At 72.4% G+C, this 24,903-nt stretch carries 24 protein-coding genes; 8 read left to right on the top strand and 16 right to left on the bottom strand.

Going from position 1 to position 24,903, the window contains the following annotated elements; translation table 11 throughout:
• Nucleotides 1–59: 59 nt before the first annotated feature.
• On the bottom strand, nt 60–974 hold the full coding sequence (locus ABD230_RS07745; RefSeq protein ID WP_344371368.1) for a phosphotransferase: 915 nt from the start codon (nt 972–974) through the stop codon (nt 60–62).
• Between the two features lie 79 nt (nt 975–1,053).
• Here ABD230_RS07745 and ABD230_RS07740 point away from each other — a divergent pair, with 79 nt between their 5' ends.
• Together ABD230_RS07740 and purB are read left to right on the top strand one after the other, a co-directional pair.
• Nucleotides 1,054–1,581 (top strand): low molecular weight protein-tyrosine-phosphatase, encoded by a 528-nt coding sequence (locus ABD230_RS07740; RefSeq protein WP_344371364.1) that lies wholly within the window; start codon nt 1,054–1,056, stop codon nt 1,579–1,581.
• Nucleotides 1,578–2,963, top strand: coding sequence for an adenylosuccinate lyase (purB, locus tag ABD230_RS07735; RefSeq protein WP_344371362.1), 1,386 nt, complete (start codon nt 1,578–1,580; stop codon nt 2,961–2,963). The genes ABD230_RS07740 and purB overlap by 4 nt, the downstream gene beginning before the upstream one ends.
• 9 nt (nt 2,964–2,972) lie before the next feature.
• Here purB and ABD230_RS07730 read toward each other — a convergent pair whose 3' ends face one another.
• The 6 genes from ABD230_RS07730 to ABD230_RS07705 form a co-directional block, all read right to left on the bottom strand.
• Nucleotides 2,973–3,623 (bottom strand): HAD family hydrolase, encoded by a 651-nt coding sequence (locus ABD230_RS07730; protein WP_344371359.1) that lies wholly within the window; start codon nt 3,621–3,623, stop codon nt 2,973–2,975.
• A 60-nt stretch (nt 3,624–3,683) separates the two neighbouring features.
• Nucleotides 3,684–3,968, bottom strand: a complete 285-nt coding sequence (locus ABD230_RS07725; RefSeq protein WP_344371356.1) for a hypothetical protein — start codon at nt 3,966–3,968, stop codon at nt 3,684–3,686.
• Nucleotides 3,965–4,570, bottom strand: coding sequence for a hypothetical protein (locus tag ABD230_RS07720; RefSeq protein WP_344371355.1), 606 nt, complete (start codon nt 4,568–4,570; stop codon nt 3,965–3,967). The genes ABD230_RS07725 and ABD230_RS07720 overlap by 4 nt, the downstream gene beginning before the upstream one ends.
• A 167-nt stretch (nt 4,571–4,737) precedes the next feature.
• On the bottom strand, nt 4,738–6,153 hold the full coding sequence (pntB, locus tag ABD230_RS07715; protein WP_344371353.1) for a Re/Si-specific NAD(P)(+) transhydrogenase subunit beta: 1,416 nt from the start codon (nt 6,151–6,153) through the stop codon (nt 4,738–4,740).
• A gap of 32 nt (nt 6,154–6,185) precedes the next feature.
• On the bottom strand, nt 6,186–7,745 hold the full coding sequence (locus ABD230_RS07710; protein ID WP_344371350.1) for a Re/Si-specific NAD(P)(+) transhydrogenase subunit alpha: 1,560 nt from the start codon (nt 7,743–7,745) through the stop codon (nt 6,186–6,188).
• Nucleotides 7,746–7,981: 236 nt separating this feature from the next.
• Nucleotides 7,982–9,052, bottom strand: a complete 1,071-nt coding sequence (locus ABD230_RS07705) for a hypothetical protein (RefSeq protein ID WP_344371346.1) — start codon at nt 9,050–9,052, stop codon at nt 7,982–7,984.
• A 30-nt stretch (nt 9,053–9,082) separates the two neighbouring features.
• Here ABD230_RS07705 and ABD230_RS07700 point away from each other — a divergent pair, with 30 nt between their 5' ends.
• Nucleotides 9,083–9,442, top strand: a complete 360-nt coding sequence (locus tag ABD230_RS07700; protein ID WP_344371342.1) for a GntR family transcriptional regulator — start codon at nt 9,083–9,085, stop codon at nt 9,440–9,442.
• A gap of 24 nt (nt 9,443–9,466) precedes the next feature.
• On the opposite strand, the gene ABD230_RS07695 is transcribed toward ABD230_RS07700, so the two are convergent.
• Genes ABD230_RS07695 through ABD230_RS07685 form a run of 3 tightly spaced genes read right to left on the bottom strand, consistent with a single transcriptional unit; the run spans nt 9,467 to nt 12,147 of the window.
• Nucleotides 9,467–10,198 (bottom strand): trimeric intracellular cation channel family protein, encoded by a 732-nt coding sequence (locus ABD230_RS07695; protein ID WP_344371338.1) that lies wholly within the window; start codon nt 10,196–10,198, stop codon nt 9,467–9,469.
• Nucleotides 10,199–10,258: 60 nt separating this feature from the next.
• Entirely contained in the window at nt 10,259–10,924 is a 666-nt protein-coding gene (locus tag ABD230_RS07690) for a hypothetical protein (RefSeq protein WP_344371336.1), read from the bottom strand.
• Nucleotides 10,925–10,953: 29 nt separating this feature from the next.
• Entirely contained in the window at nt 10,954–12,147 is a 1,194-nt protein-coding gene (locus tag ABD230_RS07685) for an adenylate/guanylate cyclase domain-containing protein (RefSeq protein ID WP_344371333.1), read from the bottom strand.
• 116 nt (nt 12,148–12,263) lie between these two features.
• Between ABD230_RS07685 and ABD230_RS07680 the strand changes: the two genes are divergently transcribed.
• Entirely contained in the window at nt 12,264–12,980 is a 717-nt protein-coding gene (locus ABD230_RS07680; RefSeq protein WP_344371331.1) for an IclR family transcriptional regulator, read from the top strand.
• Between the two features lie 48 nt (nt 12,981–13,028).
• On the opposite strand, the gene ABD230_RS07675 is transcribed toward ABD230_RS07680, so the two are convergent.
• On the bottom strand, nt 13,029–14,990 hold the full coding sequence (locus ABD230_RS07675; protein WP_344371329.1) for an FAD-dependent monooxygenase: 1,962 nt from the start codon (nt 14,988–14,990) through the stop codon (nt 13,029–13,031).
• A 164-nt stretch (nt 14,991–15,154) separates the two neighbouring features.
• Here ABD230_RS07675 and ABD230_RS07670 point away from each other — a divergent pair, with 164 nt between their 5' ends.
• Nucleotides 15,155–16,501: an aspartate aminotransferase family protein gene (locus ABD230_RS07670; RefSeq protein ID WP_344371327.1), complete on the top strand. Its 1,347-nt coding sequence runs from the start codon at nt 15,155–15,157 to the stop codon at nt 16,499–16,501.
• Nucleotides 16,502–16,526: 25 nt separating this feature from the next.
• Nucleotides 16,527–17,834, top strand: a complete 1,308-nt coding sequence (locus tag ABD230_RS07665; protein ID WP_344371324.1) for an FAD-dependent oxidoreductase — start codon at nt 16,527–16,529, stop codon at nt 17,832–17,834.
• An 87-nt stretch (nt 17,835–17,921) separates the two neighbouring features.
• Here ABD230_RS07665 and ABD230_RS07660 read toward each other — a convergent pair whose 3' ends face one another.
• The gene (locus ABD230_RS07660) at nt 17,922–18,581 is read right to left on the bottom strand and encodes a fasciclin domain-containing protein (RefSeq protein ID WP_425546202.1); all 660 of its coding nucleotides are present in this window, start codon (nt 18,579–18,581) and stop codon (nt 17,922–17,924) included.
• A gap of 167 nt (nt 18,582–18,748) precedes the next feature.
• Between ABD230_RS07660 and ABD230_RS07655 the strand changes: the two genes are divergently transcribed.
• Nucleotides 18,749–20,461, top strand: a complete 1,713-nt coding sequence (locus ABD230_RS07655) for a cytochrome c biogenesis protein CcdA (protein WP_344371320.1) — start codon at nt 18,749–18,751, stop codon at nt 20,459–20,461.
• Nucleotides 20,462–20,526: 65 nt separating this feature from the next.
• On the top strand, nt 20,527–20,898 hold the full coding sequence (locus ABD230_RS07650) for a hypothetical protein (RefSeq protein WP_344371318.1): 372 nt from the start codon (nt 20,527–20,529) through the stop codon (nt 20,896–20,898).
• 79 nt (nt 20,899–20,977) lie between these two features.
• Here the strand turns inward: ABD230_RS07650 and ABD230_RS07645 are convergent, their stop codons facing one another.
• The 4 genes from ABD230_RS07645 to rpsR all read right to left on the bottom strand — a co-directional run bounded on the left by ABD230_RS07645 (nt 20,978) and on the right by rpsR (nt 24,855).
• Nucleotides 20,978–22,120, bottom strand: a complete 1,143-nt coding sequence (locus tag ABD230_RS07645) for an aminotransferase class I/II-fold pyridoxal phosphate-dependent enzyme (RefSeq protein WP_344371313.1) — start codon at nt 22,118–22,120, stop codon at nt 20,978–20,980.
• 166 nt (nt 22,121–22,286) lie between these two features.
• The gene (gene dnaB, locus ABD230_RS07640; RefSeq protein WP_344371310.1) at nt 22,287–23,660 is read right to left on the bottom strand and encodes a replicative DNA helicase; all 1,374 of its coding nucleotides are present in this window, start codon (nt 23,658–23,660) and stop codon (nt 22,287–22,289) included.
• A gap of 476 nt (nt 23,661–24,136) precedes the next feature.
• The gene (gene rplI / locus ABD230_RS07635; protein WP_344371308.1) at nt 24,137–24,589 is read right to left on the bottom strand and encodes a 50S ribosomal protein L9; all 453 of its coding nucleotides are present in this window, start codon (nt 24,587–24,589) and stop codon (nt 24,137–24,139) included.
• A gap of 11 nt (nt 24,590–24,600) precedes the next feature.
• Nucleotides 24,601–24,855, bottom strand: a complete 255-nt coding sequence (rpsR, locus tag ABD230_RS07630) for a 30S ribosomal protein S18 (protein ID WP_189083988.1) — start codon at nt 24,853–24,855, stop codon at nt 24,601–24,603.
• Nucleotides 24,856–24,903: the final 48 nt, after the last annotated feature.

The raw sequence follows: 24,903 nt of genomic DNA, 5'->3' as shown, positions 1-24,903 counted from the left end.
GGCGGGCCCGAGGGCGCCTCGGCCGGCGCTCCGGCTCCGGCGCCGGCGCCGGCGCCGGCTCAGTCCAGCAGCACCTGTGCGAGCGCGTGCGCGCCGACCCGCCCGATCGGTCCGCCCACGCCGACGGTGTCGACGATGGCCGATCCCATGGCGAGCGCCCACCCCCGCGCTCGGGCCCAGTCCCCTGCATCCGTCGGTCGCAGCGCCTCGACGCGCGCACGGAACCGGGCGCGGCCCGGCGGGTCGAAGACGAGCCAGGCGGCGGCCAGGTCGGTCGCCGGATCGCCCGCCGTGAGGTCGCCGAAGTCGAGCAGCGCGACGAGCCGCAGCCCATCCGCGGCATCCCCGTCGACGAGCAGGTTGCCGGGGTGCGGATCGCCGTGCACCCAGCGCGCCGCGCCGGCCCACGGGGGCGCCGCGAGGGCGTCGCGCCAGACGGCGGCGAGCGCCGCGGCATCCGTCGGCACGACCCGCTCGAGACGACCCGAGGAGAGCCGCTCCGACAGGACGTCGTCCCGGTAGGACAGGGGCACGCCGCGGAACGGGTTCGCCGGCGCCTCCGCCGGCGCGGGCCGGCCGAGCGCGACGAGCACGTCGGCGAGCGGCTCGGCGATCGCGCGACGCTCGGCGGGATCGACGGAGGCCGCGGCTCCACCGTCGAACCACGGCGTGATGCTCCACGCGTACGGGTAGCCCGCTCCCGGGGCGCCCGCCGCGACCGGCACCGGCGCGGCCACGCCGTCGGGGAGGGATCCGGCGACCTCGCGGAGCCAGCGCTGCTCGGATCGCACGAGCCGATCGGCGAGCCCGCGTCGCGGCATCCGCGCCGCCCACCGCTCCCCGATCCGCATGATCACGTTGTCCCACCCGGAGGCGGCGGGACGGACCGGTCCGAGGAAGGCCGGATGCTGCGCCGCCACGAGGCGGGCGACCAGCTCGGCGTCGACCTCGACGTCCGCCTCCGGCGCATCCATGCCGGCACCCCCCTCGCGGATACCCGCACCCGATCCCGCTCTGTTCGCGACCCCCCGGTCGGGTCCAGAATAGGGTTCCATGACGCGAGCGGAACCCGCGGGGGAGTCCGCGCAGCGCTTCCGGGTCTCGTTCGTATGCACCGGCAACATCTGCCGGTCGCCGATGGCGGAGGTCGTGCTGCGCTCCCTCGCCGACGACGCGGGCCTCGCAGACCGGCTCAGCATCGAGTCGGCGGCGACCGGCGACTGGCACGTGGGCGAGCAGGCCGACCACCGCACGCTCGAGGCCCTGGAGCGCGCCGGCTACGACGGCAGCCGGCACCGGGCGCGCCAGTTCGACCCGGAGGACTTCCCGGACCTCGACCTGGTCGTGGCGTTCGACCGCGGCCAGTCGCGCGTGCTGCGCAACTGGGCGCGCACGCCCGTCGACGCCCACAAGGTCCGACTGCTGCTCGAGTTCGATCCGGAGCTGGCGCCGCTGCAGGACGTCCCGGACCCGTACTACAGCGACGATGCGACCTTCGATCGGGTTCTTGGGATGATAGAGCGGTCGACGTCGGCCCTCTTCCGGCAACTCGCTCCCGCTCTCAGACAAGGAAACCGATGACCTCGCTGCCTCCCCAGCCGCTCAGCCCGCTCGACGGACGCTACCGCGCCGCCGTCGGCGACCTCGGGGAGCACCTCTCCGAGGCGGGCCTGAACCGGGCACGCGTGCACGTCGAGATCGAGTGGCTCATCGCGCAGACCGATCGCGGCGTCTTCGGCACGGCCCCGCTGGCGGATGACGCGAAGCAGGCGCTCCGCGCGGTCGTCACCGGTTTCGGGCAGGCCGACATCGACGAACTGGCGCGGTTCGAGGCGACCACGCGCCACGACGTCAAGGCTGTCGAGTACTACGTCCGAGGCAAGCTCGACGAGCTCGGCCTCGCGGAGCTCGCCGAGCTCACGCACTTCGCCTGCACGAGCGAGGACATCAACAACCTCTCGTACGCGCTCACCGTGCGCGACGCGGTGGCGCAGGTGTGGCTCCCGAAGTACCGCGCGGTCATCGCGAAGCTCATCGGCATGGCGCAGGAGCACCGCGACGCCCCGATGCTCTCGCGCACGCACGGACAGCCGGCGACGCCGACCACCATGGGCAAGGAGCTCGCGGTCGTCGCGTACCGCCTCGAGCGGATCCTGCGCCAGGTCGAGGCGACCGAGTACCTCGGCAAGTTCTCGGGCGCCACCGGCACCTTCTCGGCGCACGTCGTCGCGGCGCCCGACGTCGACTGGCCCACGGTCTCGCGCGAGTTCGTCGAGTCGCTGGGCCTCACCTGGAACCCGCTCACCACGCAGATCGAGTCGCACGACTGGCAGGCCGAGCTCTACGGCCGCATCTCGCACGCGAACCGCGTGCTGCACAACCTCGCGACCGACGTCTGGACGTACATCTCGCTCGGCTACTTCCGCCAGATCCCCGCCGCCGGCGCGACGGGCTCGTCGACCATGCCGCACAAGGTCAACCCGATCCGCTTCGAGAACGCCGAGGCGAACCTCGAGCTCTCGAGCGCGATCCTCGACTCGCTCGCGGCGACGCTCGTGACCAGCCGCCTGCAGCGCGACCTCACGGACTCGAGCTCGCAGCGCAACATCGGCGTGGGCTTCGGGCACTCGCTGCTCGCGCTCGACAACATCCTGCGCGGCCTCGGCGAGATCGACCTCGACCGCGACCTGCTGCTGGCCGACCTCGACGGCAACTGGGAGGTGCTCGGCGAGGCGATCCAGACGGTGATCCGGGCCGAGGTCGCCGCCGGCCGCTCGTCGATCGCCGATCCCTACGCCCTGCTCAAGGAACTCACGCGCGGCAAGCGGGTCGGCGCCGCCGACCTGGCCGAGTTCGTGCAGGGCCTCGACATCTCCGACGACGCGAAGCAGCGGCTCCTCGCGCTCACCCCCGCGACGTACACCGGGCTCGCCGACGAGCTGGTCGATCGCCTGCAGGCGTGACCGCGGCGCTCAGGCGCCCGCGACGACGTCGGGCGTGAGCTCGCGTATGGACTCGAGCACCACGTCGGCGAGCGCGAGGGCGTCGTCGGCGGGCGGGTACGCGCGGTTGGGCACGGCGACGACCGCCATGCCCGCGGCCTTCGCCGACCGGAGCCCGTTCGACGAGTCCTCGACCGCCACGCAGCGCTCGGGGTCGATGCCGAGGCGCGACGCCGCCTCGAGGTAGACGTCCGGCGCGGGCTTGCCCCGCGCGACCTCCTCGCTGGAGACGACGGCACGGAACGATCCGGCCAGTCCCGCCGCGTCGAGCACCGCCACGATCAGGTGACGGTTCGACGATGAGGCGACGGCGAGCGGATGGCGCTCCGCGAGTGCGCGGACCGCCTCGACCGCACCGGGGATGAGCGGGAGGTCGTCGCGGTACGACGCCTCGATCTCGGCGACGACGCGGCGGCCGATCTCGGCCGGGGAGCCGGGCACGCCGAGCTCGTCGTGCAGGTACGCCTCCCACTCGGGGGCGCTCATGCCCTGCATCTTCCGCGTCGCCTCGTCCGGGTAGTCGCGACCGGAGTCGAGCACGAGCCGACGGCGGACGTCCTCCCAGCGCTCCTCGCTGTCGACGATCACGCCGTCCATGTCGAACACCACTGCCTCGACCATGCCGGGAAGCCTATCGAGCGGCGCCACGTGCCGCGGCCTGCGGAGGCGTCCGCAGTGCGGTCAGTGCCCGGAGCCGTCGCCCCGGCGCCGGTCGGGGTCGCCCCCGGTGCCGTCGCCGTGCTCGCCCGGGTTGGGCTTGACGGCCATCGTCAGCAGCGCGAGCACCATGAGCACGATGATGAACACGCCGCCCAGCGTGATGAGCGCGATGTTCCAGTCGCGGGTGCCGAAGAAGACGATGAACGCGGTGAAGACCGCCGCGATGGCGGCACCGCCGACGTACTCCACCGGGCGCAGCGCGTCGCGGCGGTTCGGACGGGAACCGCCGTCGCGGGGGTTGGTCACGATCGCTCCGATCCGGATGCCGCGTCGTCGGAACCGACCGGTCCCGACGCGGCCCACTTCAACGAGAACCCGCCGATCACGAACAGCACCCCGATGAGCACGAGGTAGGCGCCGAAGAGGCCGACCGCGGTCACGGGATCGAGCGGGAGGAGGACGAACACGAGCGCCAGGACGGCGGTGAGGCCGCCCGCCGCGAGCCAGTCGCGGGCGGCGGGGACGCGTCCGCGGGCGCGCACGCCGACGATGAGCTCGAGGATGCCGGTGACGGCCGCCCAGACGGCGACCGTGAAGGTGAACAGGGCGACACCGGCCGAGACGGTGTCTGCCAGCCAGATGGCGACGAGGCCTGCGGTGGCGCTGATCACGCCGTTCGCGACGAAGGCCCAGCGCGCCGCCCGGTCGGCCACGAGGCGGAGGGCGAGCGCGCCCACGACCACGCCGGAGACGACGGCCCACCAGCCGAACACGGTGAGGCCGAGGGCGGGGGAGTGCTCCTGCGTGAAGGTGATCACCGCGGAGGGGACGAGCGCCAGCGCGCCGCGGACGACCGGAAGGAGCCAGGCGCCGGCGCGCTCGGGCGCGGCATCGCGGGCATCGGCCACGGCGACCTCTTTCGACTGGGGAACCGTTCAATCCTACGCGCCGGGTTCCCGGGCGAACGCCGAGAGCAGGCGCGGGGGGCGGATGCCCGCGGCGACCGGGGCGGATGCCGCGACGCGAGCCGCGGCATCCGACACCGGTCGAGCCGGTCACCGGCCGGCGCGCCGCGTCAGAGCGCCTTGAGGATGTCCTCGACCCGCTCCTTCGCGTCGCCGAACAGCATCTGCGCGTTGTCGCGGAAGAACAGCGGGTTCGGCACGCCCGCGTAGCCCGACGCCATCGACCGCTTGAAGACGATCACGTTGTCGGCCTCCCAGACCCGCAGCACCGGCATGCCGGCGATCGGGCTGCCCGGATCCTCGGCCGCGGCCGGGTTCACCGTGTCGTTCGCGCCGATGACGAGCACCACCGAGGTGCCGGCGAGGTCGTCGTTGATCTCGTCCATCTCCTCGACGATGTCGTACGGCACCTTCGCCTCGGCGAGCAGCACGTTCATGTGGCCGGGCAGGCGGCCGGCGACCGGGTGGATGCCGAAGCGCACCTCGATGCCGCGCTCGCGGAGCTTCTGGGTGAGCTCGGCGACCGGGTACTGCGCCTGCGCGACGGCCATGCCGTAGCCGGGCGTGATCACGACGCTCGAGGCGTTGACCAGCAGCTCCGCGGCATCCGTCGCCTGGATCTCGCGGTGCTCGCCCAAGTCCTCGTCGCCCTTCGACGGCGCCTCGATGCCGAAGCCGCCCGCGATGACCGAGATGAACGACCGGTTCATGGCCTTGCACATGATGTACGACAGGTACGCACCCGAGGAGCCCACGAGGGCACCCGTGACGATCAGCAGGTCGTTGTCCAGCAGGAAGCCCGCGGCCGCGGCCGCCCAGCCCGAGTAGCTGTTGAGCATCGACACGACGACCGGCATGTCGCCGCCGCCGATCGAGGCCACGAGGTGCCAGCCGAGTGCGAGCGCGAGGGCGGTCACGAGCACGAGCAGCCACAGGTCGGGCGTGATCACGTACCAGACGGTCAGCACGACGAAGGCGACGAGGGCGCCGAGGTTCATCACGTTCTTGCCGGGCAGCACGAGCGGCGCCGACTTCATGCGCGCCGACAGCTTCAGGAACGCCACGATCGAGCCGGTGAAGGTCACCGCGCCGATGAAGACCCCGATGAAGACCTCGGCGTGGTGGATGTCGCGCAGCGCCCCCTCGAGCTCGGGCTCGGCGAGCGCGCCGTTCCAGCCGACGAGCACTGCGGCGAGGCCGACGAAGCTGTGCAGGAGGGCGATGAGCTGCGGCATCCCGGTCATCTCGACGCGGCGGGCCCGCCAGAGGCCGATGGCGCCGCCGACGAGCACGGTGACGACGAGCAGCAGCAGGCCGAGCGGGGCGCCGGGCTCGCCCCATCCGTCCAGCACGGTCACCCAGACGGTCGCGGCGAGGGCGATGGCCATGCCGGCGATGCCGTAGCCGACACCGCGCCTGGCGGTCTCGTGCCGGCTCAGGCCGGCCAGGCTCAGGATGAAGGCGAGCGCCGCGACGAGGTACGCGGCACCCGCGACGGAGGCGGGGGTGATCAGGGTCTCAGGCACGCTGGGGGCTCCTCAGTGACGTTCTCGTCGGGTCAGTTCGTCGCTCGGTCGCCCTTGGCGAACATGCCGAGCATGCGCCGGGTGACACTGAAGCCGCCGAAGATGTTGATGCTCGCCAGCAGGATGGCCACGGCCGAGAGCACCTGCACGATCGGGACGTCGCTCGTGACCTGCACGATCGCGCCGACGACGATGATGCCCGAGATCGCGTTCGTCACGCTCATGAGCGGAGTGTGCAGCGCGTGCGCCACCTTGCCGATGACGTAGAAGCCGATCACGATCGCGAGCGCGAGCACCGTGAAGTGCTGGGGGAGCGGCGGCGGCGCGATCGCGTTGACCACGAAGAGGGCGACGATGCCGGTGGCGATGAGCGCGGTGCGGCCGCCGGCCGTGAGCGTGCGCGACGTCTTCGCCGGGGCGGATGCCGCGGCACCCGCTGCCGCCGCCGCGCCGGGCGCGGGCGCCGCCGAGACCTGGACGGGCGGAGGCGGCCACGTCGTCTCGCCGTCGCGGACGATGGTCACCGCGCGCTGCACGACGTCGTCGAAGTCGATGAGGAGCGCGCCGTCCTTTCCGGGCGTGAGCAGCTTGACGAGGTTCACGAGGTTCGTGCCGTAGAGCTGCGACGCCTGCGCGGGCAGGCGGGACGCCAGGTCGGTGTAGCCGAGGATGATCACGCCGTTCGGCGTGACGACCCGCTCGCCCGCGACGGAGCCCTCGACGTTGCCGCCCTGGCCCGCCGCCATGTCGACGATGACGCTGCCCGGCTTCATGCTCGCGACGTCCGCCGCCGTGATGAGCCGCGGGGCGGGCCGGCCCGGGATCAGCGCGGTGGTGATGATGATGTCGACGTCGGCCGCCTGCTCGGAGTAGATCTCCGCCGCCCGGCGGTCGTAGGCCTCGCTCGTCGCCTTCGCGTACCCGTCGGTGGACTGCTCGACCTCGACCTCGACCTTCAGGTACTCGCCGCCGATCGACTTGACCTGGTCGGCGACCTCGGGTCGCGGGTCGGTCGCCCGCACGATCGCGCCGAGGCTGGAGGCCGCGCCGATCGCGGCCAGGCCCGCGACGCCCGCGCCGGCGACGAGCACCTTCGCCGGCGGCACCTTGCCCGCGGCGGTGACCTGGCCGGTGAAGAAGCGACCGAACTCGTGCGCGGCCTCGACGACCGCACGATAGCCGGCGATGTTCGCCATCGAGCTCAGCACGTCCATCGACTGCGCCCGTGAGATCCGCGGCACCGCGTCGAGCGCGAGCGCCGTGACCCCGCGCGCCGACAGTGCCTCGACCAGGTCGGGGCGGAGCGCAGGGCTGAGCAGGCCGATCAGGGTCGTGCCCGGCGCGAGCATCGCGATCTCCTCCGGCGTCGGCTGGAGCACCTTCAGCACGATCGGGCTCGCGAACGCCTCCGAGCGGGGCACGATCCGCGCGCCGGCCTCGGCGTAGGCGTCGTCGAGGAACGAGGACCGAGCACCCGCGCCCGACTCGACGACGACCTCGTAGCCGAGTGCGATCAACTGCTTCACGGTCGCCGGCGTGGCGGCGACCCGGGTCTCCGAGCCGGGCTCGGTGACGACGCCGATGCGCGTCATGCGTACTCCTTCTCGCCGCGCCGACCGATGGTCGGGCGAGGCGGCACCTCGTGGACGGGTTCGTGCGAGCCCGTCGTCCGGTGGGGTCCGGAGCCGCGACGCTGCTGCACGCGATCACCCTATGTCGCCGGACGGCGAGGACTCCACGTTTCGGCGGCTCGGAGCGTCGAAACTCCGGCGGTTCTTTCGCGGAGCGGAAGGCGGGCCCGTTCGCCCGCTCTCCCCAGCGCGAACCGTCAGCTCAGGCAGGCGCACTCCACGACGCCGTGCGGAAGCACGGGCAGGAACTCGTAGTCGGTGAATGCACGGCCGGGGATGGGCAGCCGGAGCGCGACGTTTCCGGAGGTGTCGGCGAGGAGCGCCGCGCCGTCTCGGTACTTCCCGGGTCGATCGGCGACGTCCGGCCATGCGGCCGCGACCAACGCGTCGGCGACCACGGCGGCGTCCGTTGCGGCGAGGCGGTAGCAGCCTGGCCGCGCGACGGGGAAGTCGCCGTACTCGGCCGCGAGATCGGTCCCCGGCGACGGTGCCGTCATCGGCGGGGCCGCCTCGAGGATGTCGCGAGCCGCGCGTGACAACGCCCTGGTCGATTCGGCGGCGCCGACCGTACCGGATTCCTCAAGGGCGTCGGGGCAGAACTCGTACTCCGCCGGTCGATAGGGCACGGGTTCGACCTGGACCCAGGCCTCCGCGGAGAGCCAGTACTCGGGCTCGTCGAGCACTCGGGCCAACCGGTCGAAGCCCAGCGTCCGGGCTCCGTCGCCCACCGATCGCCGCACGAGCACGAGCGTGTCACCCACGCGGAGCTGGAGCGAGGCCATCGACCAGTGCTCCGGTTCGCCGGTGGGCACCGGGTGCTCGGGATCGAAGAGCCCCGACGCGCCGAAGGCGGTCCGCACAGCCTCTACGCCGGCCGTCGAGAGGCGTCGCTCGGACCATCCGGTGCTGATGGTCCGGCTGACGAGTCGACCGTCGTCGAACACGTACGCCCAGGTGTCCGGGTCGTCGGTCACGCTGTGGTGCGTCCACATCGAGGCGACCAGCTCACCCGAACCGAGTCCGGCTGCCGCACCGGCGCCGGCGCCGGCGGCCCCGGCGTCCGGCGCCACAGTGGACGCGGACCACCTGGCGAGCCCGATCGCCGTCGCGACGATCACCGACGCCACGACCGCGGCCGCGGCCGCCGCGGATGCGAGCGCGAGTCGCCGCCGCCGGGCGAGCCGCCGTGCCTCCCCGATGAGGGCTTCGGCGGCATCGTCGACGCGTCGGGCGCCTTCGGTACGGTGCGGGGGAGCAGTGAGCGACATGCGTTGCTCCATTCACTACATGAAGATAGTATGACTAGCATCATGCGACCCGTCAAGATCGATCGACACGACCCGACCGACTTCTACGAGCAGGTCGCCGGGCAGATCCGGCGAGCGATCGCCGAGGGCGAGGCGAAGCCGGGTGAGCGGCTCCCGCCCGCCAAGGACCTCGCGGCGGTGCTCGAGGTCAACACGAACACGGTCCTGCGCGCGCTCCGCCTGCTCCGCGACGAGGGCCTGCTCGAGTTCCGTCGCGGCCGGGGCGTCTCGGTCGCCGCGAGCCCCGAGCGCGGGGCGGTGCTCCACAAGGCCCGCGAACTCGTCGAACTCGCGCGCAGGAACGGGTATGCGCTCGACGAGGTCGTGGACATCGTCCGAAGCCTCGGGTAGGTTCGCCGGACCAAGGCCGGCCGCTCAGCCGCTCCCGCCGCGCTCCGCCCCTCCCACGGGGCCCGCTCCGTCGTCCGGTGCTCCGTACGAGAACGTCGGCACGCCCCACCCGAAGCGCAGCGAGACCAGCCGGATCACCAGGATGAGGACGATCGGGATCCAGAAGACCAGGAGCGGGTCGACGTCGAGCGCGAGCAGGCCCACGTACACCGCGGCACCCGCGAGCGCGGCGGTCGCGTAGAACTGGCCGCTCCGCAGCACGTCCGGGACCTCGTCGGCGAGGATGTCGCGGATGATGCCGCCGCCGACCCCGGAGAGCACGCCGATGATCGCCGCGCTGATGTCGCTCGCGCCGGCGGCCAGCGCCACGTTCGTGCCGGTGACGACGAACACGGCCATGCCCGCGGCATCCGAGACCTGGATCACGTGGAAGCGCTGGAGCACGTCGAGGGCGCGGGTTCGGGTGAGCGCGACGACGGCGATCGCAGTGAGGATCGCGACGAGCAGGTAGGTGGGGTTGCGCACCCAGAACACGGGGAGGTTGCCGACGAGGACGTCGCGGAGCGTGCCGCCGCCGACGGCGACGAGGCAGGCGAGCACGACGACCCCGACGAGGTCCATGCGCTTGCGTCCCGCCGCGACCGCACCGGAGATCGCGAACGCGATGGTGCCGACGTACTCCAGGACCACCTGGATCACGCCCATGACCGACGTCAGCGGATCGTCCGCAGCCGATGCGGCGACGACCTCGAGCAACGCCCCCCACCCCCTTCGATCGGACGGATGCCGCGGGGCACCGCTCGTCCTCCGGCGATGCTACCCACGCCCGGCGCCGGGCGCCGCGACGCCGACCACCCGGCGGAACGGGATCGACGCGGCCAGCGCGAGCACCGCGAACGCCGACGCGGCGAGGGTCGCCGCCCAGGCCCCGCGCGGCTGGTCGAGCGAGAAGCGGATGCCGCCGACGACCGCCGTCGTCGCGACGAGCGCACCGGCGAACGCGACCGCGAGCACGCCGAGCGGGATCCGCGCCCAGAGCGATCCGCGCCCGGACAGGGCGAACCCGCCGGCGATGGCGGCGAGCGGCACGGCGATCGCCCCGCCCCCGAGCGCCTGCGTCAGGAGGGCCTCGATCGCACCGGGCAGGAGCAGCGGGGCCACCGCGAACGCGAGCGGCGCGAGCGCGAGCCATCGCCAGTGCGGCCGGCCGCCCCGTCGACGGATCGCTTCCGCGAGGCCGAGCAGGCCGCCCGCGACGACGCCGGGCAGCAGCACGGCCAGGAACGTGCCCGCCCAGCCGAATGCGGAGGCGCCGCCGGCGATGGACGCCATCCACCCGCGGAACGCCGCCGCCCAGGCGAGCCCGCAGACGGCGCCGACGAGCATCGCGGTGCCGAGCGCCGGCGCACCCGGCACGGCCGGGCGACGGTCGCCCCGGTCCGCGACGACGCCGACGTCCGCGTCCGCGTGCGGCTCGTCCATGGTCGCTCCCTCCTCGGCATCCGGGGTGGTCAGGCGAACTCGGCCCGGAACAGGTGCATCGACTCGGAGACGCCCTTGAGCTCGGCCGGGCCGACGTCGCGGAAGACGATGCCCTCCTCACCGCCGGCCTCGGCGACCGCCTCCGTCACGAGCACCTCGCCCGGTCGCGCGTAGTCGGCGATGCGCGACGCGAGGTTCACGGTCTGGCCGAAGTAGTCGCCCTGCTGGAAGAGGACCGGTCCCGTGTGCAGGCCGACGTGGGCCGGCGGCAGGCCGGCGGTCGTCAGCTCGTCGACCATCTCCAGCCCGGCGCGAACGGCCGGACCGGGATCCCGGAAGTGGAACATGACGCCGTCGCCCAGCCACTTGATGGGCTTGCCGCCGTACCGCACCGATCCCCGCTGCACGAGCCGCGCGAGCGTGGCCGCCAGGTCGGCCGCGGCCTCGTCGCCGCGCTCCTGCGTGAGCCGCGTGTAGCCCGTGATGTCGAAGAAGCAGATCGCCGGAGGGCGCTCGAGGTGGCTGTGGATGCCGGCCCGCGCCATCAGGACCTCGAAGCCCTCGATGATGTTGGCCGTCCACGCCCGCGCCTGCTGGGCGTGGTAGAGCCCGAGCATCGCCCGCTCGGCGAGCGGCGCGCTTCGATCGGCGAACTCCGGATTGGCGATCTCGTCGGGCGAGCTGCCGGCCGCCATCGCCGGCTCGACGACCTCGGAGTTCCACCACGCGCCCTCGGCCTCCGCCAACCGGCGCGTGCTGTCGCCCTGGACGCGGAGCAGGCGCTCGATGGCCGACGGGCGGAAGCCCTCGGCGATCTGCAGTTCGAGGAACGGCACGACGGCCATCTCGTCCTCGCGCACCAGGTCGTCGGGCGACGGCAGCGGCGATCCGATCGCCTCCCGGATCGTCGTCAGGAGGTCGAGCGGCACCCCGGTGCGCTCGCTCACCTGCTGGAAGGTCTCGCCGGACAGCGGCGCGAAGCGCTCGTAGGCCTCCGCGTCGAAGAACCCGAGCGAGAGCGCGCCGTGCTCGATGGCGGCGGCGAGTCGCTCGAGCGGGATCGCGGCGTCCTCGAGGGACTGCGCCATGAGCACGCGGCGCACGTCGCCCTCCGAGAACCGGTCGCGGTCGGGCGCGACGATGCCGAGCCGCACCAAGCGGTCGACGTAGGGCACGTCGACCCCGGCGCGCTCGGCCGCCTCCTCGCGTGAGAACCCGCTCACGCGAGCGAGCCTAGTCCTTGGACCCCGGCGGTTGTTCGGATTCCGTGCGTCGCGTTCTACTATCGACCGAGCGCCCGTGGCATCCGCTCGGGCTCGAGACGCGACGGAGGACCACCGTGGACGCACCGAAGCCGGCCGCGCCGACGGGTTCGCAGACGCTCAGCCGCGGCATCCGCGTGCTGGAGGTGCTCGCCGACGCCGACCGCAACCTCACGATCGACGAGGTCGCCGCCGGGCTCGGGGTCCATCGATCGGTCGCCTACCGGCTCGTCCGCACGCTCGAGGAGCACACGCTCGTGACTCGCGACGCCAGCGGGCGGCTCGCGCTCGGCACCGGACTCGCGGCCCTCGCGGCGGGTGTCGCCCGCGACCTGCAGCAGGTCGCCCTCCCCGAGCTCACCGAAGTCGCGAACGAGCTCGGCATGACCTGCCTCATCGCCGTGCTCGCCGACAACGAGGAGGCGGTGACCCTGCTCAGCGCGGCGCCCCGCCAGACGATGACGGTGGTCTCGTACCGGCCGGGGCACCGGCATCCGATCACGAGGGGCGGTCCGGGCAAGGCGATCCTGCTCGCCATGCCCGAGAGCTCGTGGCCGGTCGACGTGCCCGAGGACCTGCGCGCCGAGATCGCCGAGTCTCGCGCACGCGGATACGCGCTCAGCCACGACGAGGTCGTACCCTCGCTGCGATCGGTGGCCGTCCCGCTGACGCTCCCCGGGCAGCCTCCCGCGGCCATCGCGGTCATCCACGTCTCGATGCCCCGGCCCGAGGACGAGATCGCGGCGCGACTGGCCGCCGCGGCGCGCGCGGTGTCCCGCAGCTACGGGGCCTGAGCGCACCGCGTTCGGCCACGGGGCCACCGCTCCCGGCCGAACCCGCGGTCAGCGGCTGACCAGGTCGCCTCCGACGGTCGCGTCGGCCGAGGCCTCCGCCGCCGCGCGCTGCGGCAGCAGGTGCTGCGCGAAGAACGCGGCGAGTTCGTCGGTCGCCGTCAGGGGCAGGACGTGCGCAACGTACTGGTCGGGCCGCACCACGACGACGACGCCGTCGCGTGAGATGCCCCGCTCGTCGAAGATGTCGGTGGGGCACCACACGCTCGGCCCGGCCGCGAACACCTTCTCCCAGTCCATGAGCGCGAGCGGTCCGGTCCTCGGCCGGAACACCTCCGGCGCGGCCATGATGTCGACGCCCTCGTGCGGCTGCTGGTAGACGACCTTGACGTCGAACACGGCGTCGACGTCGACCCCGTCCGGCGTGTACCGCGCCGGCGGGGCATCGGGCGACGACATCCACTCGGCCCAGTCCGCGAGAGCGGATGCCTCGCCGGCCGCGGGCGCGTCCGCGAACGCGTAGATCCGCCACCGTCCGTCGGCCCGCGCGTGGTGGCCGAGGTGCACGGCGTTCCCGTCGCACACGAGCGACACCGGCGAGGACTTGAAGCGCATGCCGATCGGGAACCCGGTGGCGAGCGCCTGATGCTCCGCGTCGCCGGTGATCATCGACGGGCCGTAGTGCGTCATGAATCCCGACGGGAACTCGGCGGTGCCGAGGTAGTGCTGCGCCAGTTCCTGCGGATCCGAGATCTCCTCCGGCTTGCGCGCCATGAGCGAGGACCACTCGCGGTCGAAGTCGATCAGCTGCTGCGCGACCGGCTGCCGTTCCGACGAGTAGGTCGCGAGCAGGTCGGCGGGTGCCAGGCCGGTGACGACCGAGCCGAGCTTCCACCCCAGGTTGAACCCGTCCTGCATCGAGACGTTCATGCCCTGCCCGGCCTTCGCGCTGTGCGTGTGGCACGCGTCACCGGTGAGGAACACCCGCGGAGCGACATCCGCCCCCTCGTCGCGGTCGTCGAAGTGGTCGGTGACCCGATGGCCGACCTCGTAGACGCTGAACCAGGCGACGTTGCGCACGTCGAGCGTGTACGGGTTCAGGATGTCGTTCGCCTTGGCGATGATCGTCTCGATCGGCGTCTTGCGCACCTCGTGGTGGTCGTCGTCGGCCACCTCGCCGAGGTCGATGTACATGCGGCAGAGGTACCCGCCCTCGCGGGGGATGTGCAGGATGTTGCCCGCGGCGGAGTTGATCGCGCACTTCGTGCGCCAGTCGGGGAAGTCGGTGTTCACGACCACGTCCATGACTCCCCAGGCGTGCGCCGAGATGCCTCCGACGTGCTTGCGGCCGATCGCCTCGCGGACGCCGCTGCGGGCGCCGTCGCTGCCCACGACGTACTTGGCGCGCACGGTGCGCTCCTCGCCCTGGCGCTCCCCGGCGGCGTAGCGCAGGTGCACTTCGACGGGGTACTCGCCCGCAGCGTCGGAGCCCTCGTCGTGCACGGTGAGGCCGGCGAACTCGACGCCGTAGTCGGGCACGATCCGCCCCGGCCCGTTGGCGGCGGCTTCGGCGAAGTAGTCCAGCACGCGCGCCTGGTTGACGATGAGGTGCGGGAACTCGCTGATCTTGAACCCGTAGTCCTCGGTGCGGGAGGTGCGGATGATCTTCGTCGGGTCGGCCGGGTCGGGTCCCCAGAAGTTCATGTAGCCGATGTTGTAGGCCTCGGCGATGATGCGCTCGGCGAACCCGAACGCCTGGAACGTCTCGACGCTGCGCGGCTGGATGCCGTCGGCCTGGCCGAGCACGAGTCGCCCGTCGCGGCGTTCGATCACGCGGGCGACGACGTCGGGGTACTGCGAGAGCTGCGCGCCGAGCAGCATGCCGGCCGGGCCCGAGCCGACCACGAGCACATCGATCTCGTCGGGCAGTTCCTCGGGGCGGTCGATGCCGACGCCGGCAGCGGGCTTCACCCGGGGATCGCCGGACACGTAGCCGTGGTGGTGGAACTGCACGTGGTGCTCCTCACGTCGTTGTGGTGCGAGTCTGCGCGTTCGATAATCGAATGGGACTTTCTATTATCGCGCGGAGTCATGGTAGGCCGTGATCCGGCGGGACACAAGCGCACGGTTCGGAGCCGGCTCTGGATGCCGCGAGGCCGGTGCGTTAGCGTCACGTCATGTCGCTCGCCGCATCCTCCCGATCCACCGACGCCGCCTCGGCGGAGTCGTTCTGGTCGGACGCCGACCGCCACCTCGTCCGCTACGGCGCCCGGTTCACGCCCGAGATCATCACGCGCGCCGAGGGCAGCTGGATCGAGACGGAGGACGGGCGTCGCCTGCTCGACTTCACGTCCGGCCAGATGAGCTCGATCCTCGGCCACGCCCACCCCGACATCGTCGCGACCGTGCAACGGCAGGTGGCGACGCTCGACCACCTCTTCAGCGGCATGCTCTCGCGCCCGGTCGTCGACCTCGCGCGACGCCTCGCCGACTCGCTGCCCGACCCGCTCGAGAAGGTGCTCCTGCTCACCACCGGCGCCGAGTCGAACGAGGCGGCGATCCGGATGGCGAAGCTCGTCACCGGCCGGCACGAGATCGTCTCGTTCGCCGGATCGTGGCACGGCATGACGGCCGCCGCCGCAGGCGCCACCTACAGCTCGGGCCGGAAGGGCTACGGGCCGACGGCGCCCGGCAACTTCGCCATCCCCACGCCGAACGCCTACCGCCCGGACTTCACGACGCCCGACGGCGCGTTCGACTGGCGGAAGCAGCTCGACCACGCGTTCGCGCTCGTGGACGCGCAGTCGGTCGGCAGCCTCGCGGCCTGCATCGTCGAGCCCATCCTGAGCTCGGGCGGCATCATCGAGCCGCCGGTCGGCTACCTCGCCGCCCTCCAGGAGAAGTGCCGCGAGCGGGGGATGCTGCTGATCCTCGACGAGGCGCAGACGGGCATGTGCCGCACGGGCACCTGGTACGCGTTCGAGCGCGACGGCGTCGTGCCCGACCTCCTCACCCTCTCGAAGACCCTCGGCGCCGGCCTGCCGCTCGCCGCCGTCGTCACGAGCGCCGAGATCGAGGCCGAGGCCGCCGACCGGGGCTTCCTGTTCTTCACGACCCACGTCTCCGACCCGCTCGTGGCGGCGGTCGGCAACACCGTGCTCGACGTGCTCGAACGCGACCGGATGGACGAGCGGGCGCGCGTGCTCGGCGACCGCCTTCGCACCGGGCTCCTCGACCTGCAGGACCGGCACGCGGTCGTCGGCGACGTGCGCGGGCGCGGGCTGCTGCAGGGCGTCGAACTCGTGCTCGACCGGGAGACGAAGGAGGGCTCCGACGAGCTCGGCGCCGGCGTCACGCGACGCTGCCTCGAACTCGGGCTGCACATGAACGTCGTGCAGCTGCGCGGCATGGGCGGCACGTTCCGAATCGCGCCGCCCCTGACCTCGAGCGAGGATGAGATCGACCTCGGCGTCGAGATCCTCGACCGCGCGATCGGCGAGGTCTCGCGCGAGCTGCTCGGCTGAGCGCGGCCGCGAGGGGAGCATCGAGGTGGGGTCGAGCACGACCGACGAGACCGACGTCGTCGTCGTCGGCGCGGGGCTCGCCGGCCTCCGCTGCGCCGCCCGGATCGCGGCCTCCGGCCTCGCCGTGACCGTGCTCGAGGCGGCCGACGTCGTCGGCGGGCGGCAGCGCACCGACGAGGTCGACGGCTTCCGGCTCGATCGCGGGTTCCAGGTGCTCAATCCCGCCTACCCCGCAGTGCGACGCTGGGTCGACGTCGACGCGCTCGACCTCCGGCACTTCCCGGTCGGCGTGCAGGTCCGGCGAGACGGCCGGCTCGTCCGGCTCGCGCACCCGCTGCGTCATCCCGGCGAGCTGCCCCGCACCCTGGGCAGCGGGCTGGTCGCGCCACGCGACCTCGTCGCGCTGTCGCGCTGGCTCGCGCCGGTGCTGGTCCGGCCGCGAACGGTCGTCGCGGGCCCGGATCGCACGCTCAGCGAGGCCTGGGACCGCGCCGGGCTGCGCGGACCGCTGCGGACCGAGGTGCTCGAACCGTTCCTCGCCGGGGTCCTCGCCGACGACCGAGGCGAAACGTCGGACGCCTTCGCCCGCCTGCTGATGCGGATGTTCGCGCTCGGGTCGCCGGGCCTGCCCGCCGCGGGCATCGGGGCGCTCCCGGCGCAGCTCGCCGACGCGGCGCGCGGGGCGGGAGCCGTCGTACGCACGGGGACGGTCGTCGAGCGGATCGGAGCACGCGGGCCGACGGGCCGACGCCACATCCGCCTCGCCGACGGCGGGCGCATCGCAGCATCCGCCGTCGTCGTCGCCGTCGGTCCCGAGGCCGTCGCCGGCCTCCTGGACGTGCCGGCCCCGGCCACCCGCGGGCTGCAGACCTGGTGGTTCGCGGCCGACGATCCGCCGACGGCGTCGGCGATGCTCTCCGTGGACGGCCGCCGGCGCGGCCCGGTCGTGAACGCCGTGGTGCTCTCGCACACCGTTCCGCGGGCCGCACCGCCGGGGCGCCATCTCGTCGCGGCCACGGCCCTGCTCCCGCCCGCTGCCCGCACCGATCCGGCCGCCGCGCCGCAGGAGGCCGACGTGCGCCGGCAGCTCTCCGAGGTCTGGTCGACGGATGCCTCCGGCTGGCGGCTGCTCCGACGCGACGACCTGCACGACGCCCTGCCCGCGCAGCTCCCGCCGCTGCGGACCCGGCTGCCGGTCCGGCTGGGTGACGGCCGCTACGTCGCCGGCGACCACCGGGACACCGCGTCGATCCAGGGGGCCCTCGTGTCCGGAGATCGCGTGGGCCGGGCCGTCCTGCGCGACCTGTCGGGCTCGCCCGGCGACGTCGCCTGACACGCACGCGCCCCGGAAACGGCACGGCGGCGCCGACCGGCACGGTCCTCCATACCCGTCGGCGCCGCCCTCGGAGCGGGTCCTGCGTCACATGGGCATCAGCACGCCGTCGATCAGGTAGACCGTCGCGTTCGCGGTGTGCACGCCGCCGCAGATCACCTCGGCATCGCCGACCATGAGGTCGTCCCCCGAGCCGGTGACCTCGACGGTGCCGCCCTGGACGGTCGTCTGCGCGCCCACGACCTCGTCCGGCGAGAGCTGCCCCGGCACCACGTGGTAGGTCAGGATCGAGGTGAGCGTCTCGGAGTCGGTCTTCAGCGCCTCGATCGTCGCCGGGTCGATCTGGGCGAACGCGTCGTCGACCGGCGCGAACACCGTGAACTCGTCGCCGTTCAGCGTGTCGACGAGGTCGACGTCGGGGTTCAGCCCGCCCGACACCGCCGCCACGAGCGTCGTCAGCAGCGGATTGTTGGATGCCGCGACGGCGACGGGGTCCTGCGACATCCCGACCACCGAGCCGGGCCCGTCGGGCACCGCCTCGGCGTAGGCGGCGCAGCCCGGCCCCACGAGGTCGGCGGCCGGGTCCGCCTCCATCGACTCGGCCTCCTCGCTCATCGTCGGCTCATCGGTCATGGTGTCGGACGCCTCGCCGCCGCCGCCGCTGCTGCAGGCCGTCAGGCCCAGCGCGAGGACGGCCGTGATCGAGAGCGCCGTCCCGGCGGAACGGATGCTGCGCATGGATCGCATGGATCTCCCCTTTCGGTTCGTCGGCCCCGTCGGGCCGTCAGGTGGGGTTCGGCGCCCTCGCCGGGTCGGTTTGCCCCGATTCCGACCAGGGTGCGCTGCCGATCCCGACCAATCGGATCCCGGGTGCCGCTCCGAACCCCGATCGAATCCACGACCGAGGAGGTCCCGTGCTCGCTCTCGCCCTGATCGGACTGGCCGGTGGGCTGATCACCGGCATCTCGCCGTGCATCCTGCCCGTGCTGCCCGTCATCCTGCTCTCCGGCGGCGCCCAGGGCGCACGACCGGAGGACGGCGACGGGACGCGTGCGAGCGGATGGCGCCCCTACCTGGTGATCGCCGGGCTCGTGGTGAGCTTCACCGTCGTGACGCTCGTCGGCTCGCTGCTGCTCAGCCTCCTCGGCCTTCCGCAGGACGTGCTGCGCTGGGCCGGGATCGTCGTGCTCGTGCTCATCGGCATCGGGCTCATCGTGCCCCGCTTCCAGGAGCTGCTCGAGGCGCCCTTCTCGCGCATCCCGCGGCGCGAGGTCGGCACCGACCGGGGCGGCTTCGGGCTCGGGCTCGCGCTCGGCACCGTCTACGTGCCCTGCGCCGGCCCGGTGCTCGCCGCGATCACCGTCGCCGGGTCGACGGGCCGCATCGGCGTCGAGACCATCGTGCTCACCGCGTCGTTCGCGGTCGGAGCCGCAGCACCGCTGCTCGCGTTCGCCCTGGCGGGGCGCGGGATGGCGGAGCGGCTCGCGGCGTTCCGGCGCCGGCAGCGCGGCATCCGGCTCGCGGGCGGCGTCGTGATGATCGCCCTCGCCGTCGGGCTCGCGTTCAACCTGCCGCAGCTCCTCCAGCGGCTCGTGCCCGACTACACGGCCGACCTGCAGCGCGAGCTCGCAGGCTCCGACGAGGTCGCCGAAGCGCTCGACCTCGGCGGGCTCGTGAACGACGAGAACCGCCTGCTCTCGGAGTGCACGAACGGCGCGGCGGAACTCGAGTCGTGCGGTCCCGCACCGTCGATCCGCGGCATCTCGAGCTGGCTCAACACGCCCGGCGGCGAGTCGATCGACCTCGACGACCTGCGCGGCCGCGTCGTGCTCGTCGACTTCTGGGCCTACTCGTGCATCAACTGCCAGCGCTCCATCCCGCACGTCGTCGCGTGGGACGAGGCGTACCGCGACGCCGGGCTCACCGTCATCGGAGTCCACTCGCCCGAGTACGCCTTCGAGAAGGAGGCCCGGAACGTCGCGGCGGGGGCCGAGTCGTTCGGCATCGAGTACCCCGTCGCCCTCGACGACTCGCTGTCGACCTGGACGAACTACCGCAACCGCTACTGGCCGGCGCACTACCTCATCGACGCCGACGGCACCGTCCGGCACGTCGCATTCGGCGAGGGCCACTACGACCGCACCGAGCGGCTGATCCGCGAGCTGCTGCGCGCGTCCGACCCCGGCGTCGCGCTCCCCGAGCCGACCGACGTCGCCGACGAGACGCCGTCGGCGGGCGCGCTCACGCCCGAGACCTTCCTCGGGACGACCAAGCAGGTGAACTTCGCCGGCGACGAGCCCTACCGTCGATCCACGAGCGCGTTCACGCTGCCCGAGCACCAGCCCCAGGACTCCTTCGCGCTCGATGGGGAGTGGTCGCTCGACACCCAGTCGATCGCGCCCGTCGCCGACGGCGCCGTCCGGCTGCGCTACACCGCCGCGGAGGTCCGCATGGTCGTCTCCGGCACGGGCACCCTCGTCGTGCGCGAGGGCGACGAGACGCGCCGGATCGACGTCGACGGCGTGCCGCGCTCGTACCCCGTGCACCAGGGTGGCGACGTCCGCGACGGCGAACTCGTCGTCGAGGTCTCGGCAGGGGTGACGGCGTACTCCTTCACGTTCGGATGAGCCCGCACCGATCGGATCGCCCGACGACCTGTCGATCCGACGCGTTCGCGCGTACCGTCGTTCGCATGGGGAAGCTCATCGAGAACCTTGCGGAATCGGTCCCCTCGTGGGGCGCACGCGTCGCCTACGGCGACAAGACGAGCATCGACGGCCAGGAGGCGGTGCCCGTCGCATTCGTCGTGTTCGGCTTCGGCGGCGGTGAGGGGTCGGGCGAGATGCCCGAGGCCGGCAGGGCCGTCGCAGGCCACGGTGAGGGCAGCGGCGGTGGCGGCGGCGGGTTCTCCGTGCCGATCGGTGCCTACATCAACGGTCCGGACGGCCTGCGCTTCCGGCCGAATACGATCGCCCTCGCGGTGGCCGCGGTGCCGCTGGTCTCGGCGATCGGCGGCGCGCTGGCGCTCATCGTCGGCGCAGCGCGGTTCCGCGGCATGCGCTGACGAGGGCGTGGCACCGACCCGCTGCTCGCCGGCCGGGCCGGCCCGCGGGGCGTGCGACCCGCGGCGGACGACGTCGGCCCTAGGCTGCGTCGACGAGCATCGGCAGCGCGCGCTCGATCGTCTCCATCGTCGCGGTCAGCGAGATCCGGAAGTGGGCGGGCTGGTCGAACAGGGTGCCGGGCATGAGGTGGACCCCGCGTTCCGCGAGGGCCGCGCAGAACGCCGCCCCGTCGCCGCCGGGCGCGCGCCCCCACAGGTAGAACGTGCCCTCGGGCTTCGTCAGCGTGTACCCGGCCCCGTGCAACGCGCCGTACATGCGGTCGCGCCTGCGTGAGAGTTCCGAGACGTCGATCGAGACGTGCTCGAGCGCCGGCACCGAGTACTGCATGAGCGCGTCGGGGAAGCCCCACCCGATCGCCAGCTGCAGTGGCGTGGCCGCCTCCCGCAGGGTCGTGCGCTCGGCCGGTTCGAGCAGCGGGGAGATGGCGAGGTATCCCAGCCGCTGGCCCGGGGCGAGCAGCACCTTGCCGTAGCTGTAGTCGACGACGGTCCAGGGGTAGGAGCCGGCCGGGCTCGCGAACCCGATGCCGTCGAAGCGGATGCGGCGATAGGGCTCGTCCGAGAGCAGCCAGATGCGACGCCCGTGCCGCCGCGATGCGTCGTCGAGGACCTGCGCGAGCGCGTCCCACGTCTCCTTCGGGTAGACGCGACCGGTCGGGTTCGCCGGCGAGTTCACGACGACGATGCGCGTGCGCGGCGTGATCGCGCGCTCGATCTCCTCCACGTCGAGGCTGAAGTCGACCGGTGCGAGCGGGGCGCCGACCGGCACGAGGTCGGCCGCGTGCAGCATCGGCGCGTAGCAGAACCAGCCGGGCACCGGGATGACGACTTCGTCGCCGGCATCGGCGAGCAGCGCGAAGGCGAGCTGGATGGCGCCGAAGGCGCCCTGCGTCATCGCGATGTCCTCGGGCTCGAAGTCCAGGCCCAGTTCCCCGCGCAGTCCCGCCGCGACGGCCTCCTGCGCCTCGCGCTCGCTGGTCTTGTAGGCGAACCAGTCGACGGATCGCGGCTCGAGCTGTGCGCGCATCGCGTCGACCAGGCCGGGCAGGGCCGGTTCGTGCGGGTTGCCGAACGTGAAGTCGAGGGCATCCGGGTCGTCGGCGGCGGCCTGCATGCCGGCGAGGAACGTCGTCATCGACCGGATCGAGTCCCTGGATGCCACGGCTCGACTCGACAGGACCATCTTCGACCGCCTCCCGGCTGTGTTCGACTCGGATGGTGTCACCATGCCAAGCGGCGGGAGCGACGTCAATGGCGCGTCCGGGCGCGGACCGCACGAGGATGCGCGCGGCCCCGGGGGCGGGACCGCGCGCAGTGGGGGCAGTCGATCAGACCTGCACCATGTCTGCGAAGCGCGAGAAGTGGCCGTGGAAGGCCACCGTGACGGTGCGGGTCGGGCCGTTGCGGTGCTTGGCGACGATCAGGTCGGCCTCGCCTGCGCGCGGGCTGTCGCGCTCGTAGGCCGACTCGCGGTGGAGCAGCACCACCATGTCGGCGTCCTGCTCGATCGAGCCGGACTCTCGGAGGTCGGAGAGCGCCGGCATCTTGTCGGCCCGCTGCTCGGGGCCGCGGTTCAGCTGCGACAGTGCGAGCACCGGCACCTGGAGCTCCTTGGCGAGGAGCTTCAGCGCCCGGGAGAACTCCGAGACCTCCTGCTGGCGGCTCTCGACGCGCTTGCCGCTCGTCATGAGCTGGAGGTAGTCGATGACGACCATCTTCAGGCCGACGCGCTGCTTGAGCCGGCGGCACTTCGCGCGGATCTCCACGAGCGTCATGTTGGGGGAGTCGTCGATGTAGAGGGGAGCGTCGTTGATGCGCCCGCGCGTCGACGCGATCGTGGTCCAGTCGCGGCTGTCCACGGTGCCCTTGCGCATGTTCTGGAGGGGCACGGAAGCCTCGGCCGACAGCAGTCGCATGGCGATCTCGCTGCGACCCATCTCGAGCGAGAAGAAGATCGTGGGCATGTCGTGCGTGATCGCGGCGGAGCGCGCGAAGTCGAGGGCGAGCGTCGACTTGCCCATCGCGGGACGCGCGGCGACGATGATCATCTGCCCGGGGTGGAACCCGTTCGTCAGGTCGTCGAGGTCGGCGAAGCCGGTCGGCACGCCGGTCATCTTGCCGTCGGTGTGCTTGGCGGCCTCGATCTCGTCGATCGCCGTGCCGATGGCATCCGTCAGCGGGACGTAGTCCTCGCTCTCGACCGAGCCGGTCACGTTGTAGATCTCGGCCTGCGCGTTGTTGACGAGGTCGACGACCTCGCCCTCGCCCGAATAGCCCATCTGCACGATGCGCGTGCCCGCCTCGACCAGGCGGCGCAGGAGCGCGCGCTCGGCCACGATCGAGGCGTAGTAGCCGGCGTTCGCGGCCGTGGGGACGAGGCTCGTGAGCGTGTGCAGGTACTCGACGCCGCCGGCGCGTTGCAGGTCGCCGGTCTTCGTCAGCTCGTCGGTGACGGCGATGACGTCGGTGGGCTCGCCGTGCGAGTACAGCGCGAGGATGGCGTTGAAGACCACCTCGTGCTTGGGCACGTAGAAGTCGATGCCCCGGAGGGTCTCGATGACGTCGGCGACGGCGTCCTTCGAGAGCATCATGCCGCCCAGCGCACTCTGCTCGGCGAGGAGGTCGTGGGGCGGCGTCCGCTCGCCCCGGCGGGCCTCGGAGTCGTCCGCGGATTCGGCGATCCCGATGTGCGCGATCGACAACTGCTACCTCCGACATCGCTCCGTGGGCGGCGTTCCCGCCTGGTCCAGACCTATCAGGACCCGCCCACATGTCCCCCATGCGACCCGCCGCAGGAAGCCGGTTCGGACGGTCTCCCGCGGGACGCTGACTCAGGTTAGGGAAGGGGTTCCCACAGCACAAGCCAGCCTGTGGATAACTCTGTGGAACGTGTGGGCGAAACGCCGTGGAACATGTGCACACAGCCTGTGGAGAACTGTGGAAATCATGTGAATGACACGGTGTGAATTCGGCTTTGATCTGGTGTTTTTAGAATCCACACCTGTGGGGGAAAAGTTCTTCCGGTTTCTCACCGCGGCCGAGCCGCTCCTGTGCACAAACCTGAGGACAGCGCCCCGAAAGGTGGACTTGCGCAGGCCCTTCCAGCGGGTGTAGAGAGGCCTCGCACGACGACGCGGCGGGGGCATCAGCCCACCGCCGCGTCGTGCGTTGCCGGCGACTACTTCGCCGCGACCACCTGGAGGGTGATCGTCGCGGTGACGTCCTCGCGAAGACGGACGGTGACCTCGTGGTCGCCGACCGACTTCACCGGGGCGGGGAACTCCACCTTGCGCTTGTCGATCTCGCCGAGACCGGCGTCGGCGACCGCAGCCGCGACATCCGCCGGCTTGACCGAGCCGAAGAGCCGACCGCCGAGGCCCGCCTTGACGGACATGCGGACCTTGCCGTCCTCGAGCTTCGCCTTGAGCGCCTGCGCGTCCTCGAGCGAGTGCAGCTCGCGCGCGGCGCGCGCGGCCTTGATCTGGTCGACCTGCTTCTGGCCGCCGCGGGTCCACGGCGTCGCGAAGCCCTGCGGGACCAGGTAGTTGCGGGCGTACCCGTTCTTGACCTCGACCACGTCGCCGGCGGCGCCGAGACCCGAGACCTCGTGCGTGAGGATTACCTTTGCCATTGTCGTGCTCCTTAGCGGCCGGAGCCCGAGTAGGGCAGGAGCGCCATCTCGCGCGCGTTCTTCACGGCACGGGCGATGAGGCGCTGCTCCTGCACGGAGACACCGGTGATGCGACGGGCGCGGATCTTGCCGCGCTCCGAGATGAACTTGCGAAGCGTCGCGACGTCCTTGTAGTCGATGACGCCGACCTTGACGGACTTCGCCGGGGCGGCGTTCTTCGCCCCCTTGCGAGGCTTGCGGCGGTCGCCGCTGCTCTTTCCAGCCATTGTGTATTCCTGTCTTGGAGTGTGTGGTTCGGGCGGCGCGGGTCATCC

This window comes from Agromyces tropicus (assembly GCF_039531345.1).
Classification (GTDB): Bacteria; Actinomycetota; Actinomycetes; order Actinomycetales; family Microbacteriaceae; genus Agromyces; species Agromyces tropicus.
The sequence above is the reverse complement of the archived record's forward strand: the minus strand, read 5'-3'. Positions and strand labels throughout refer to the sequence as shown.